This window comes from Pseudomonas sp. GL-B-12 (assembly GCF_019955895.1).
Lineage (GTDB): Bacteria > Pseudomonadota > Gammaproteobacteria > Pseudomonadales > Pseudomonadaceae > Aquipseudomonas.
Map to the genome: position 1 here is coordinate 1 of NZ_JAHBCX010000028.1, position 14,462 is coordinate 14,462.

At 62.8% G+C, this 14,462-nt stretch carries 13 protein-coding genes; 6 read left to right on the forward strand and 7 right to left on the reverse strand.

The features are described from left to right. Positions 1-55: 55 nt before the first annotated feature. The 5 genes from KGA85_RS16280 to pedF all read right to left on the reverse strand — a co-directional run bounded on the left by KGA85_RS16280 (position 56) and on the right by pedF (position 5,188). On the reverse strand, positions 56-1,831 hold the full coding sequence (locus tag KGA85_RS16280) for a PQQ-dependent methanol/ethanol family dehydrogenase (RefSeq protein WP_110661132.1): 1,776 nt from the start codon (positions 1,829-1,831) through the stop codon (positions 56-58). A gap of 289 nt (positions 1,832-2,120) precedes the next feature. After that, complete coding sequence (locus KGA85_RS16285) at positions 2,121-3,059, reverse strand: quinoprotein relay system zinc metallohydrolase 1 (protein ID WP_223533915.1); 939 nt, start codon at positions 3,057-3,059, stop codon at positions 2,121-2,123. Between the two features lie 16 nt (positions 3,060-3,075). Further along, a complete protein-coding gene (locus KGA85_RS16290; RefSeq protein WP_223543223.1) occupies positions 3,076-3,837 on the reverse strand; it encodes a quinoprotein dehydrogenase-associated SoxYZ-like carrier in 762 nt (253 codons plus the stop codon). 10 nt (positions 3,838-3,847) lie between these two features. Then, positions 3,848-4,723: a substrate-binding periplasmic protein gene (locus KGA85_RS16295; protein ID WP_223455970.1), complete on the reverse strand. Its 876-nt coding sequence runs from the start codon at positions 4,721-4,723 to the stop codon at positions 3,848-3,850. 3 nt (positions 4,724-4,726) lie between these two features. Then, positions 4,727-5,188, reverse strand: coding sequence for a cytochrome c-550 PedF (gene pedF / locus KGA85_RS16300; RefSeq protein ID WP_223455971.1), 462 nt, complete (start codon positions 5,186-5,188; stop codon positions 4,727-4,729). 280 nt (positions 5,189-5,468) lie between these two features. Here pedF and KGA85_RS16305 point away from each other — a divergent pair, with 280 nt between their 5' ends. From KGA85_RS16305 to KGA85_RS16330, 6 genes are all read left to right on the forward strand, one after another. Beyond that, a complete protein-coding gene (locus KGA85_RS16305; RefSeq protein ID WP_223455972.1) occupies positions 5,469-6,653 on the forward strand; it encodes an ABC transporter substrate-binding protein in 1,185 nt (394 codons plus the stop codon). A 30-nt stretch (positions 6,654-6,683) separates the two neighbouring features. After that, positions 6,684-7,643, forward strand: a complete 960-nt coding sequence (locus KGA85_RS16310) for a YVTN family beta-propeller repeat protein (RefSeq protein ID WP_223535941.1) — start codon at positions 6,684-6,686, stop codon at positions 7,641-7,643. Next, the gene (locus tag KGA85_RS16315) at positions 7,640-8,371 is read left to right on the forward strand and encodes an ABC transporter ATP-binding protein (RefSeq protein WP_223455973.1); all 732 of its coding nucleotides are present in this window, start codon (positions 7,640-7,642) and stop codon (positions 8,369-8,371) included. The genes KGA85_RS16310 and KGA85_RS16315 overlap by 4 nt, the downstream gene beginning before the upstream one ends. Further along, positions 8,368-9,159: an ABC transporter permease gene (locus KGA85_RS16320; protein WP_223535959.1), complete on the forward strand. Its 792-nt coding sequence runs from the start codon at positions 8,368-8,370 to the stop codon at positions 9,157-9,159. Before KGA85_RS16315 ends, KGA85_RS16320 begins: the two co-directional genes overlap by 4 nt. 130 nt (positions 9,160-9,289) lie before the next feature. Then, the gene (locus tag KGA85_RS16325) at positions 9,290-9,847 is read left to right on the forward strand and encodes a PQQ-dependent catabolism-associated CXXCW motif protein (protein ID WP_223455975.1); all 558 of its coding nucleotides are present in this window, start codon (positions 9,290-9,292) and stop codon (positions 9,845-9,847) included. A 56-nt stretch (positions 9,848-9,903) separates the two neighbouring features. Continuing rightward, positions 9,904-10,569, forward strand: coding sequence for a response regulator transcription factor (locus tag KGA85_RS16330; RefSeq protein WP_046037303.1), 666 nt, complete (start codon positions 9,904-9,906; stop codon positions 10,567-10,569). A gap of 112 nt (positions 10,570-10,681) precedes the next feature. Here the strand turns inward: KGA85_RS16330 and nahK are convergent, their stop codons facing one another. Both nahK and nosP read right to left on the reverse strand, forming a co-directional pair. Continuing rightward, on the reverse strand, positions 10,682-13,315 hold the full coding sequence (gene nahK / locus KGA85_RS16335; protein WP_223455976.1) for a hybrid sensor histidine kinase/response regulator NahK/ErcS': 2,634 nt from the start codon (positions 13,313-13,315) through the stop codon (positions 10,682-10,684). After that, on the reverse strand, positions 13,245-14,402 hold the full coding sequence (gene nosP / locus KGA85_RS16340; protein ID WP_223455977.1) for a nitric oxide-sensing protein NosP: 1,158 nt from the start codon (positions 14,400-14,402) through the stop codon (positions 13,245-13,247). The genes nahK and nosP overlap by 71 nt, the downstream gene beginning before the upstream one ends. Between the last annotated feature and the right edge of the window lie 60 nt (positions 14,403-14,462).

Sequence of the window (14,462 nt, forward strand, 5' to 3'; positions counted from 1 at the left end):
ACATCAATGTTGAATGTGAAGGCCCCTTCGCGAGCAAGCCCGCTCCCACAAGGGATCAGTGCTTGGCGACGAGGTCCTTGGGCAGCTTGAAGGTCCAGAGCATGCCGCCCTGGTTGAAGTCCTTGATGCGCTTGGCCACTTCGCCGCCCCACAGCGGTACCGCGCCGCCCCACCCGGAGAGCACCGAGACGTACTGTTCGCCGTCCATTTCCCAGGTGATGGGCGAGCCGAGCACGCCGGAACCGGTCTGGAACTCCCAGACCTTTTCGCCGGTCTTGGCGTTGAAAGCCTGCAGGAAGCCTTCAGGTGTGCCGGTGAACACCAGGTTGCCCTTGGTGGTCAGCACCCCGCCCCACAGCGGCGCGTAGTTCTTGTGGCGCCAGACTTCCTTGCCGGTTTTCGGATCGATGGCCCGCAGCACACCGATGTAGTCTTCGTTCAACGGCTTGATGGTGAAGCCGGCGCCGAGGAATGCCGCGCCTTTCTTGTAGGCGATGCCTTCGTTCCAGATGTCCATGCCCCATTCGTTGGACGGCACATAGAACAGCCCGGTGTCCTGGTTGTAAGCCATCGGCATCCAGTTTTTCGCGCCGAGGAACGCCGGCGCTACGAAGACCGAGCTGCCCTTGACTTCGGATCCCGGGGCGCCGGGACGGCTGGCTTCGTTGTAGATCGGCCGGCCGTTCTTATCCAGGCCGGTGGCCCAGGTGATCTTGTCCACGAACGGGAAGCCACGGATGAATTTGCCGTTGGTACGATCCAGTACGTAGAAGAAACCGTTACGGTCGGCAGTGGCCGCCGCCTTGATCTCCTTGCCGCCTTCGCTGTAGTTGAACGACACCAGCTCGTTCACGCCGTCGTAGTCCCAACCGTCGTGGGGCGTGCTCTGGAAGTGCCACTTGATGGTGCCGTCGTCCGGGTTGAGCGCCAGGCGCGATGAGGAGTAGAGGTTGTCGCCAGGGCGCAGGTGCGAGTTCCACGGTGCCGGGTTGCCGGTACCGAACAGCAGCAGGTTGGTTTCCGGGTCGTAATAGCCGCCCAGCCAAGGGGCCGCGCCGCCGGTTTTCCAGAGATCGCCCGGCCAGGTCTTGCCCGCCTCGCCGCCGGAGATGCCGTTTTCCACCGCTTTGCCATCCTTGTAGACGTAGCCCATATGGCCTTCGACCGTCGGCCGGGTCCACAGCAGATCACCGTTTTTCGGGTCGTAGGCCTCGATCTTGCCCACCACGCCGAACTCGCCGCCGGCCACGCCGGTAATCAGCTTGCCGTTGATCACCAGCGGCGCGGCGCTGATCGAGTAGCCTTCCTTGTGGTCGGCGACTTTCTTGCTCCACACCACCTTGCCGGTGTCCTTGTTCAACGCCACGAGCTTGGCGTCGAGGGTGCCGAAAATCACCAGGTCGCCATACAGCGCGACGCCACGGTTGATCACGTCGCAGCAGGGGCGGATGTCATCGGGCAGGCGTGCATCGTATTGCCAGAGTTTCTTGCCGGTGCGTGCATCCACGGCGAACACCCGGGAGTAGGAACCGGTCATGTACATCACGCCGTCCTTGACCATCGGCTGCGCTTGCTGGCCACGCTGTTTTTCACCGCCAAAGGAAAACGCCCAGGCCGGGCGCAGCTCCTTGACGTTGTCGACGTTGAGAATATCCAGCGGGCTGTAGCGCTGCCCCTGAACGCCGAGGCCGTTGGTCACGACCTGTTCCGGGTTCTTCGGGTCCTGGAGAATGTCCTGGTCGGAAACCCCGGCCAATGCCTGGCCGGACAACAGCATGGCACTGAGCAGCAGGCTCAAGACGAAGGGCTGGCGACGTGCGGGTTGGGTCATGACGGCTTCCTCTGCAGTTTTTGTTATGCCCGGGAAATTTTCCCGGTCTGGTGCAGATTCTTGGGCGCCGCCGCCCTGGCAACAATTGCCCGCAATGAGGAGATTGCTAGTTCCTTGGTACAGGGTGGGAGGAGATGAGCAGCGGATTTTGTGCCTGATGAAAGTCCCCTGTGGGAGCGGGCTTGCTCGCGAAGAGGCCGGCACATTCGACATCGATGTCGCCTGACACTCCGCCTTCGCGAGCAAGTCGAATCGTCGCACCGCCGCTCCCACATTAGATCGGGGTGGGTCAGTTATTTGCGTTGGAATCCACCCGCGTCATCCGCTCGCGCTCGTAACGCGGGTACAAATGACTGATGCTGCGGATCAGTTCATAACGGCTCAGGTTGATCCCGGCGAAGCGTTCGGGGATGGGGCTGCGGATCATCTCGGCCATGTCGCTGCCATTGGCGGCGCCGTCGCGCATCAGCTGATCGAGCCAGGTCAGGTAATCGCGCATTTGCTCGAAGGGTTGTGGATCGCTCGACACCGGCCCATGGCCCGGTACGACCAGCGTCCAGGGCAAGCCTTGCAGGGTCGCGATGTCCGCCAGCCACACCGACAGCCCTGGACTGTTGGGCGTGGTCAGCGCCCGCTGATAAAACACCAGGTCCCCGGCAAACAACACGCCGGTTTGCTGGTCGAGAATAGCCAGATCCGCGCCCGTATGCCCACCCAGGCTCAGCAGACGCAGATCGTGATTCCCAAAACTTTTCACGCCGGGTGTCAGCGTCTGCGTGGGCAGCACCACTTCGGTGCCACGCATCCAGTCGCCAACCATCCGGTACATATTCTCGGCCATGGCATCGCCTTGCTGTTGCAGCAGCTCGGTGGTGCCGGCCAGGGCGCCAATCGGCACGTCGCTGAAAGCTTGGTTGCCCAGCACATGGTCCGGGTGGTGATGGGTCAGCAAGACCTCGATCACCGGCTTGTCGGTAGTGGCGGCAATGGCCTTGCGCATCGCTTCGCCGTACCGCCGGGACGGCCCGGTGTCGATCACCACCACTCCGCGTTCGGTGACGATGAACGCGGTATTGACGATGTTGCCGCCGTTGGCCTTGGCGAAATTATCCGTGCTGCCTTCCAGCAGCCAGGTGTCCTGGGCGATCTGCCGGGGCTTGAGTGAGTATTCGAGATCGGCCAGGGCCGGCAGACTGACGCTTAACACCATCAACAGGATCCAGCGCATGCCACGCTCCTTGAGATCAGGGGATCGACGCATCGAACTCATTGCCGCTGTTGTCCCGTAGCAGCAGGCGCGTTTGCCCTGCCCCTTCAATGTCGAAGGCCAGGTTGGGGTTTTCGCTGACTGCGGGAAACAGCTCCAGCCGGGCCAGTACTTGCTCGTTGTGGTCGCGCAGCTCGGCATGGTTGATGAAGAATTCCGGAATGCCGCTGACCATGCCGTTGTCCATGGGATGGGCCACCTGCAACCGCAAGCGGCTGAATTCACCCCGGGGATAGCGCCCGCCGAGCACTTCGCCGATGTGCTCCTCCCAGCCCGGTTGAGTCCGCACCACGCTCGGCGCGGTGCAGCCGCCACCGGCGGCGTCGATCAGGGTCGAACCGACATGCCACAACCCGTCACGGGTCAACACCGCCGCGCGCAAGGGCGTGGCCTGTTCGATGCGAATGCGCAACGACAGCCAGGGCAAAACCGAATCCAGCGGCTGGAAGTCGATGATTTTCGGCAACGGGTTCAGCTCTGCCCAGGCGAGGATTTTCACCACCGCGCCCTTGAACGCCCGGGCGTCGATTTCCAGCGGCACCTGCCGGGCATCTTCGGCAAACGGCGGCGCCAGCAACTTGACTCGCTCATCGAAAACGAACGGCGCATTACCGAGAAACTGCTGCTGATAGAAGGCCCACATCACCGATGGCACCGGGTCCTTGCCAGGATCGATAGCGCCAGCCTGTGCCGCCAGGCTCAACCAGCAAGCCAACAGACAACTCCCTCGCCATTTCATCGCCTGCTCCTTATTGATACATCTCGGGCACGTCGTATTGCAGGCCGTAATGGCCGTAGATGGTCTTCACCGAACCCTCGCGGATCAGGCTTTCCAGAGCCTCTTCCACGGCATAGGCCAGTTGCCGGTTGCTTTCGTGCACCGCCATGCCGATTTCCCAGAGCTGCTTGCCCATGTTCGGGTAGGCATTTTCTGCCAGCGCCACTTGCGGGTCGGCCGCTTCGTGAACTTGCCAGTCGATTTCGCCGCGCATGGCCATCACCGCGTCGACCTCGCCGGCCTTCATCGCGGCAAACGCCTGGGGCACGCCGGGATAGTGATGGGTCTTGCCGGCGAGCATGCCGTTGAACACCGAGGTCAGGTAGAACGACGGCACGCTGTCGACTTCGACACCAATCGGGTGCTGCTCGAACACCGCGACGCTGGCGACCTTGTCCAGCCGCCGGCGGTCATAGGCCACCTGCCATTGCTCGTTCTGGTACGGACCGAACATCACCACTTGGCCGTTGACCAGTTCGCCGAACTCGTTGCGCTTCTGCGCGTAGTCACGGTCATAAGGCACGCGCATCATCAGGTCGGCCAGTTGCTGGTTGTGCAAGGCACTGGCACGCCAGATGTAATCGCGCAGGTCGTCATCGAGCTTTTCCCCGGCCGGTGCCCAGATCAGTGTCAGACGCACGCCGAGCGCCTTGGCCAGGGCTTCGGCGAGTTCGACATCGACGCCCTGGGGCTTTCCGGCGCTTTCAAAGCTGTAGGGGGCGAAGTCCTTGTAGACCGCCACCTTCAGCTCCCCGGCGGCGATCATTTCGTCGTAGTTGCGAACCTGCGCCTGCGCCGCCTGGCAGCACAGCCACAGAGCGCTGATCAACACCGCGAGCAGGCGCATGGGTCACTCCTCGACGTGCACAGAGTCCAGATAAGTGCGCACCGCCCACAGGGCTTCCTGGCTCAGGTAGTCGGCCATCTTCGGCATGTACACCCGACCGTCGCGCACGGCGCCATGGCGCACCCGTTCGGCGAACCATTCATCGCCCGCCTCACCGACATCGAGCATGCGCAAGTCAGGGGCGATACCGCCGGACTTGGCTTCCAGGCCATGACAGGCCGCGCAGTTCTGGGTGTAGGCCGAGGCACCGATTTCCACTGCCTTGTCGTGTTCCGCAGCGGTGCGATACGGGTTCACCGCGGCCCAGCCATCGGCATCGAGTTGCACACCGGCGTCCTTGATCGGGGTCAGCCCCGGGGTGGCCACGGCCTGTGGCACCACGTTGCCGTGGGCCCAGACGGAACCTGCGCTGATCAAACTGGCCAATAGCCCGGTCACGAGCAAGGCGTTGCGTTTTGTTGTCATTGTTATGCCCTCTGGATTGCACGCAAAACCTCTTGGCAGAGGCTATGGCAGCCATCTTAGAAAGCCCTGCGCCCAGACCCCATGCTGCTTTGGTGGTCGCCGCCTACTCCCTTGGTCGTAAGGCAATCGGTGGACACGGGACGCGGGCCGTGGTTGCCCATGCCAGAACCGCGCCGTGCGTGGCGGGCTACTACCTTGGTACTGGCCCTTCGGTACTTTCTGCATATTTTCACTGCACCACAGCCTTCCTATGCTGGCGCTACCTGTAATGGAGTGCCCTATGCGCCTGCTCATCCCTTACGCCCTGATCTACCTGCTGGCGATTGCCTGCGCCGCCGGCCTGGCCACCCAGAGCCAGGCCGCCGATGCGCCCTTGCAGGTGCGGATCGGCTACCTGGGTTATCGCCCCGACCCCGGCCCGTTGCTGTCGAACGTCATCCCCGAGCCCATCGATGCCGGGCTGCGCGGCGCCGAACTGGCGATCACCGACAGCAACAGCACCGGGCGTTTTCTCAACCACGGCTACAGCCTGGTCAGCGCCAGTGTCGACAGCCCCGAGGCCTTGCTCGAAGCGGCAAAGGTGCAGCATGAACAAGGCCTGCGCCTGTTCGTGGTGAATGCCCCCGCCACCAGCCTGCGCCAATTGAGTGCGGCACTGCCCGACAGTTTGCTGTTCAACGCCGGTAGCCCCGATGACAGCCTGCGCACCACCGATTGCCTGCCGAACGTACTGCACACCTTGCCGAGCCGCGCGATGCTCGCCGATGCACTGGCGCAGTTTCTGGTGTTGCGCAAATGGCAGCGGGCGCTGCTGATTGTCGGCCCGACGCCGGACGATCAAGCCTATGCCGCCGCCCTGCGCCGCGGGGCCAAGCGCTTTGGCTTGCAACTGGTGGCGGAAAAACCCTGGAGCTTCGATAACGACCAACGCCGCAGCGCCCAGGCCGACATGCCGCTGTTCACCCAGACCGCCGAGTACGACGTGGTACTGGTGGCCGATGAACGCGGCGACTTCGGTGAATACGTGCCCTACCAGACCTGGTACCCGCGCCCGGTCGCCGGCACCCAGGGCCTGACCCCGGTGGGCTGGCACAAGACCGTGGAAACCTACGGCGCCGCGCAGCTGCAAAAACGCTTCGAAGCCCTGACCGGGCGCTGGATGAATGACCGCGATTTCGCCGCCTGGATGGCCGTGCGCAGCATCGCCAGCGCCGTGAGCAAACTGCGCCAGGCCGAGCCGATGGCGATCCGTACGCTGGAAATCAGCGACCAGTTGCCCCTCGATGGTTTCAAGGGCCGCAAGCTCAGCTATCGGCCGTGGAACGGCCAGTTGCGCCAGCCGATTCCCATCGTCCAGCCCCGGGCGCTGGTCAGCACCTCACCCCAAGATGGTTTTCTGCACCCGTTCAATGAGATGGACAGCCTGGGCTACGACAAACCCGAGGTCAGCTGCCGTTTTCCCTGATCCGAAAATCACAACAACAAGGAATCCGCCATGCGCCGCACCCTGCTCTCTTGCATCATGCTGCTCGCCGCTGGCCATGCCGTTGCCAGCACTGCCTGGGTCTCCAACGAAAAGGACAACAGCCTGAGCCTGATCGACCTGCAGACCCTGCAAGTCACCGACACCCTGCCCGTCGGCCAGCGTCCCCGCGGCCTGCTGCTGTCCCATGACAACAAGCTGCTGTACATCTGCGCCAGTGACTCGGACCGGGTCCAGGTGATGGACGTGGCCACGCGCAAGATCATCAAGGAACTGCCCTCGGGCAAAGACCCCGAGCAATTCGCCCTGCATCCGAACAATCGCTGGTTGTACGTCTCCAACGAAGACGATGCGCTGGTCACGGTGATCGACACCGAGACTTCCAAGGTGCTCGGCCAGATCAACGTCGGCGTCGAACCTGAAGGCATGGCCGTCAGCCCTGACGGCAAGTGGGCGGTCAACACCAGCGAGACCACCAACATGCTGCACTGGATCGACACCAGCACCCAGACCCTGGACGACAGCACCTTGGTGGATCAGCGCCCGCGTTTCGTCGAGTTCTCCCCCGATGGCGCACAGCTCTGGGCCTCGGCGGAAATCGGCGGCACCGTGACCATTCTCGATGTGGCCAGCCGCACCGTGCTCAAGACCCTGAACTTCCAGATCAAGGGCGTGCACCCCGACAAGGTCCAGCCCGTCGGCATCAAGCTCAGCGCCGATGGCAAGTACGGCTTCGTCGCACTGGGCCCGGCCAATCATGTGGCGGTGATCGATGCCAAGACCTTCGAGATTCTCGATTACCTGCTGGTGGGTCGACGGGTCTGGCAGATGGCATTCACCCCGGATCAGAAGCAATTGCTGGCCACCAACGGCGTCAGCGGCGATGTCTCGGTGATCGATGTCGACAGCCTCAAGGTCAGTAAATCGGTGAAGGTCGGGCGCTATCCCTGGGGCGTGGTGGTGACGCCATGAACGCCCTTGAAGTCAGTGACCTGAGCTTTGCCTACGGCGCCCGAGAGGCCTTGCGCAAGGTGAGTTTCAGCCTGGAGCCCGGGCGCTTCGCCGCGCTGCTGGGCCCCAACGGCGCGGGCAAGTCGACCCTGATTGCCCTGCTGACCCGGCTCTATGATCTGCAGCAAGGCGAGATCCGCGTCGGTGGCTGTTCATTGCGTAGCGCGGCACGCCCGGCACTCAGGCAATTGGGCGTGGTGTTCCAGCAAAGCACCCTGGACCTGGACCTCAGCGTCGAACAGAACCTGCGTTATCACGCTGCATTGCATGGTCTGTCCCGGCGTCAGACCGACCTTCGGGTCGACGCCGAACTGGCCCGCCAGGCCCTGACCGACCGCCGCCGCGAACGGGTACGCGAACTCAATGGCGGCCATCGTCGCCGGGTGGAAATTGCCCGCGCCCTGTTGCATGAGCCGCGCCTGTTGCTGCTCGACGAAGCCAGTGTCGGCCTCGACCCGGCGAGTCGCCTGGCGCTCAACCAGCACATCCGCAGCCTGTGTCGCGACGAGCGCATCAGCGTGCTCTGGACCACCCATTTGCTCGACGAGGTGCAGCCCAGCGATGACTTGCTGATCCTGCATCAAGGCCGGCTGGTAGCCAGCGGACAGGCCGATGCCCTGAGCCTGGAACACGGCGGTGACCTCGGTTCGGCCTTCACCCGCCTGACAACATCAGGAGCTGCCCAATGAACGCTTACTGGCAATGCTTTAGCGGTATCGTGCTGCGCGAATGGCTGCGCTTTGTGCTGCAACGCACGCGGTTTCTCAGCGCCCTGGTGCGGCCGCTGCTGTGGCTGCTGGTGTTCGCCGCCGGTTTTCGCGCAGCGCTGGGGATCGCGATCATCGAGCCCTACGACACCTACATCCCCTATGAGGTCTACATCATTCCCGGGCTGGCCTGCATGATCCTGCTGTTCAACGGCATGCAGGGCTCACTGTCGATGGTCTACGACCGCGAGATGGGCAGCATGCGGGTGCTGCTGACCAGCCCCCTGCCCCGAACCTTTCTGCTGTGCAGCAAACTGTTGGCCACGTCGCTGATTTCGCTGTTGCAGGTGTATGCGTTCCTGGCGATTGCCTGGGTCTACGGCGTGCGGCCACCGGCCATGGGCCTGTTGATGGCGTTGCCGGCCCTGCTGCTGGTGGCGTTGATGCTCAGCGCCCTGGGCCTGTTGCTGTCGAACGCGATCCGTCAGCTGGAGAACTTTGCCGGGGTGATGAATTTCGTGATCTTCCCGCTGTTTTTCCTGTCGTCGGCGCTGTATCCCCTGTGGAAGATGCGCGAGGCCAGCGAGTGGCTGTATTGGCTGTGCGCGGTGAATCCGTTCACCCATGCGGTGGAGCTGGTGCGTTTTGCCCTGTATGAACGCTTCAATCCCCTGGCTCTGGCGGTGTGCACGGGGCTGACGCTGTTGTTTGCGCTGCTCGCCGTGCTGACCTTCAACCCGCAGCATGCGGCCCTGCGCAAATCCAGCTGATTACCCCTCAGGGGATCTTCATTGAACAGGGTGAAATTACTACTTTAGTACTGGTTTCCCTGTCTATCGTCGCATTCCCAACGCCCCCCGACTGGCATGTAATAGGTCCATAACTATAAGGACTTAACCCATGCCACGTGCCCGACGTTGCCTGTTGCGCCCTGCTCTCGCCGCCCTGTCCCTGGGTCTGCTGCTGAGCACCGCGCAGGCCGACACAGCGCTGTTCTCCACCGACGGCTATCGCATCGGCCTGTACCGCAGCCCGACGCCCGACCAGCTGCAAGGCGCAACCATCGTCGACACCCCCGCCCTGCAAACCCTGCTCAACCAAACCCCGCGCCCGGTGCTGATCGACGTCTACCGCCGTCAGTGGCTGCAAGGGCAATTCATCGAAGACCAGCCCCATGAAAACCTTCCCGGCAGCCATTGGCTGGCCAATACCGGGGACGGCGACCTGACGCCGCAATGGCAGGACTATTTCGCCGGCAACCTGAAAAAGCTGACCGCCGGCGACCCGACGCAACCGCTGGTCTTCTACTGCCGCTCCGACTGCTGGTTGAGCTGGAATGCGGTCAAGCGCGCAGCCACCATGGGCTATAAGACTCTGTATTGGTATCGCGATGGCCTGGACGCCTGGCAAGCGGCCAATCTGCCGGTTTCGCCAGCCCGGCCAGAACCCTTTCCCTGAGCTTTACGCGTGCGTGTTGTTGCCACACCATAATCAAAATAATGAGGTGAAAGGCCATGTACAAAATCCTGATTGCCGACGATCACCCGCTGTTTCGCGAAGCCATCCACAACGTCATCAGCGACGGTTTTGCCGGCAGCGAAGTGATGGAAACCGCCGACCTGGACAGCGCCCTGGCCCTGACCCAGGAACACGACGACCTGGACCTGATCCTGCTCGACCTGAACATGCCCGGCATGCACGGGCTCAATGGCCTGATCAACCTGCGTAACGAAGCGCCGACCATTCCGGTGGTGATTGTCTCCGCCGAGCAAGACAAACAGATCGTGCTGCAAGCCATCACCTACGGTGCCGTGGGTTTCATCACCAAGTCCTCACCCCGCGCCCAGATGACCGATGCCATCCAGCAGATTCTCAATGGCAATGTCTACCTGCCCCCGGACATCATCCGCACCGGCAAAAGCAGTACCCACCGGCGGATGAACGACACCCCGAGCTTCCCGCCCGAACTGCTCCAGGCCCTGACCCGCAAGCAACTGCAGGTGCTGGAACGCATGACCAAGGGCGAATCGAACAAGCAGATCGCCTACACCCTGGAAATCGCCGAAACCACGGTCAAGGCCCACGTCTCGGCAATCCTGCGCAAGCTCAACGTGCACAACCGGGTGCAAGCGATCCTGAGTGCAGGGGATATTGATTTCGGGTCTTATCTGCGGCGTTGAGTCAGTAAGACCGCGGCGCCCCTTTCGCGAGCAAGCCCGCTCCCACAAGGACAGCGATGTACCTGTGGGAGCGGGCTTGCTCGCGAAGGGGCCGTCCCATGCACCGTAGATTTCAAGGCCGGCCAAGCAAATGACTCATCGCCGTCTTCAGCTTCATCGGCCGCACCGGCTTGTGCATCAGGGTGTGGCCCAGTTCGCGGATCTGCTGCTTGAGTTCATTGCTGTAGTTGGCGGTGATCATCATCGCCGGAATCGGTGAGGCACGACGGGCATTGATTCTTGCCACCGCATCGACACCGTTCTGATCGTTATCCAGGTGGTAGTCGGCGATCAGCAGGTCCGCCTCGGCGTGGTAGTTGTCCACTTGCCGCGCCAGGTCCTCCTCCGACAGCGCCGTCACCACCCGACACCCCCACCCCTCGAGCAAGGTGCGCATGCCGGCACAAATGGTCGCGTCGTTGTCCAGCACCCATATCCGGGCACCGCGCAGGCGCTCAAGCATCGGCTCGCTCATCTGCAACGCGGGCTGAGGTTTCGGCGCGGTGGCGCTCAACGGTACTTCGACCGAGAACATCGAGCCCCGGCCCGGCCACGAGCGCACATGAATGGGATGCCCGAGGATTCCGGCAATTTTCTCGACAATCGCCAGGCCCAGGCCCAGGCCGCGATCCTGATCGGGTCGCTGCACGTCACCACGCTTGAACTCCTGGAAGATCTCCTCCAGGCGATGCTCGGCAATGCCCATGCCGCTGTCCCAGACTTCGATCGTCAGGCACTGATGATGCCGCCGGCAACCGAGCACCACGCGGCCACTGTAGGTATAGCGAATCGCATTGCTCAGCAGGTTGCGCAGAATCCGCGCGAGCAACTGGATGTCGCTGCGCACCAGCGCCGAGCAGCCGATGAAGTGCAGTTGCAGGCCTTCACTGCGCGCCACCTGGGTGTATTCGGCGGCCAGGTTGTCCAGCAGTTCACTGAGGGCGAACGGCGCAATGTCGGCCTTGATCACCCCCGCATCGAGCTTGGAAATGTCCACCAGGGTGCCGAGCAGGTTCTCCACGTCTTCCAGGGAATTGCTCACGTTGCGCACCAGAATCTCGCTGGACATCGGCTCGCGCCGTTCCAGCAAGGCACTGGTAAACAGGCGCGCGGCATTCAACGGTTGCAGCAGGTCGTGGCTGACGGCGGCGAGGAACTTGGTCTTCGACAGGTTGGCCTGCTCCGCTTCCTGCTTGGCTTCGCGCAAGCGTGACTCGACCAGGCGACGCTCATCGATCTCGCGCAGCAGCTGGTCGTTGAGGGTGGTCAATTCCGCCGTGCGCTCGCGTACCCGCAGCTCCAGGTTCTGATAAGCCTGATGCAGCGCCTCGGCGGTGCGCCGCCGTTCGGTGATGTCGCGGATCAGCACGAAAATCCCCACCACCTCGCCACTGGCCAGACGGTTGGGCACATAGGAGCGCAGCATGTAGCGCTCCTGGTTGTTGACGTTGGTTTCAGCGAACTCGAAGGTCACGCTCTCGCCGGACAGCGCCCTGGCCACGTAGGACTCCAGCCGCTGGTAATGCTGTTCACTGTGCACTTCGCGCAGGCTCTGGCCGAGCATCACGCCTCGCGGCCAGCAGTACCACTCTTCGTAGACCTTGTTGGTGAACTCGTAGACCAGGTCGGCATTGAGGTAGGCAATCAATGCCGGTACGTGATCGGTGATCAGACGGATCCAGTGTTCGCTTTCACTCAGCGCCTCGGCGTGCTGGTAGCGCTCGGTGATGTCGGTGAAGGTGTTGACGAAACCGCCGGTGGGCAACGGATGGGTGCGGATTTCCAGGACCCTGCCATCGTACAGGCGCTGCTCGCATTCGCGGACCGGTCGTCCGTTGCCATCGCGACTGGCCGGGGTCAGCAGGTTCAGCTCGCTGTCGGCGATCACTTCGGCAAACGGGCGATGGGCCGCCACCGGCGCCAGGCCGCTCAACTCCAGGAAGCGCCGGTTCCACAACTCCAGGATGCCCTCGGCGCTGACCATCGCCACCCCTTGGGACAGGTTGTCGACCGCCCGTTGCAAAAGATGCGACTTCTGCGCCACCGCCTGCTCACGGCGTACGGTTTCGCTGAGTTTGACGTCGGTAATGTCGGTGAACAGAATCACCCGCCCGCCTTCCTGGGTCGGCCGCTCGCTGACTTGCAGCCAGCGCCCGTTCTGCAGGCGGTACAGCAGGTTTTCGTCGGCATGCCCCCGAGGCTCTTCGGTGAACAGGCCGTTGTTCATCATCAATCGCTTGACCTCGGTCAGGCGCATGCCGGCATTGATCCGCACCCGGCTGTTGCTCCAGAACGCCTTGAAGCGACTGTTGAACAGCACGATGCGCTGGTCGGCGTCGAACAGCACGAAGGCGTCGGAAATGCTTTCGATGGCATCGATCAGGTGTTGATGCGCCGTTTCCGCGCGCAGGCGGGCTTCGCTGAGCAAATGATTACCGGCCTTGAGTTCGGCCATGGCCTGGTTCAGGGCATCGGTGCGTTCGCGCACTTGCTCGGCCAGCACCACCGAATGCTGGAATGCCGCGTACGGATCGTTGCCGCGGGTTCCCCCGGACTCGACCCGCTCGATCAGCGCGCCATTGATGCGCTGCAGTTTGTGGTTTTCCAGACGCAGCCCGGCCAGTTCGGCCTGCAGCTCAGCGATGTCCTGGGGCACGGCCACGGGCAATGGCAACGCCGGTGAAGGTCTGGTTGATGTGCATGCCATTGAACTGTTCTCCGTAGGTGTTGAAACCCATCACCCGTTGCTCACGCAAAAACCTGCCGATCTGATCAAGACTGCCGTCGTCTTCGAGTTCCAGACGCCGCAGGAAACAGTCGCAACCGATGGTCAGCAGCAAATCGCCCAGGCGCTCCTGCAACCCCTCGAACAGGCTCTGCAGGTTCGGCAGCATCGGGCCCGGGGTCATGGCGGTGAGGACGATGCCGTTTTCCACGGCGCAGTAGAAACTCAGGCTCAGGTCCGGATGCACCTGCTGGATGGCACGCACGTAGTACTGCTGGTTGATCCGTACCGCCAACGGGTGCGCGGCGAAGACCCGGTGATCGAGCTGCGCCACCGGCACGCCGATGTGCCGGGCGTACTCGGCGGCGGCCGGCTCGGCATTGAGTTCGAAGACTCGGCGCAAGGTGCTGTCGGCCCCGGTGACCACCAGCTTCTCAGCGCGGGGCAGCACGTGGTGGGTGGTGAACACTTCGAAATCCAGCCAGGTATTGACCAGCACCACCACGGCCGCGCCGCTGTGGAACTCGCCATCGAAGTACACATGGGTATGGGTCAGGTAGTTGTCGTCGCCGGCCGAGCCGCCGAAATGCGGAATGTCGCCCAATGCCGCGCTCAAGGCCGCCAGGACCATTTCTTCGCGGCTGGACAGGCCATCGAGCAGGGTCAGGGCAAAGCTGTTGCCCTTGATCGGGGCCAGGGTGTTGCTGCGACAGCCACTGACCAGGCGCTCGACCATTTGCTGGGCGTCGATCAGGCTGAAGTGCTCCATCTGGTCGATCAGCTCGATCGCGATGGAAAAGTGCCGGTGATCGAAGCCCACCGCCGTCACGCAATTGCGCCCGTAGCCCAGCGGGGTGATTTCCCCGGCGCTGGTGCAGCCCACCAGGCGAATGCCGCCGAAGCTTTGCTGCAAGGCCTGGCCCAGCGCCTGCAAGTCGTACTCGGCGGAACAGAAGAACAGCACGAACCCCAGGTGCGGATGCAACAACTGTCGTGCCAGTTCCTGCGCGACCTGCCGGGCATCGGTGGCCTGGGACATTGCACTGACGACGCCTTCGCTCTGCTGCATCCTTACCTCCCGCAGGTGCGTGTGTATGAGGCACGAGTGTACGAAGTCTGTGGGGTGCGA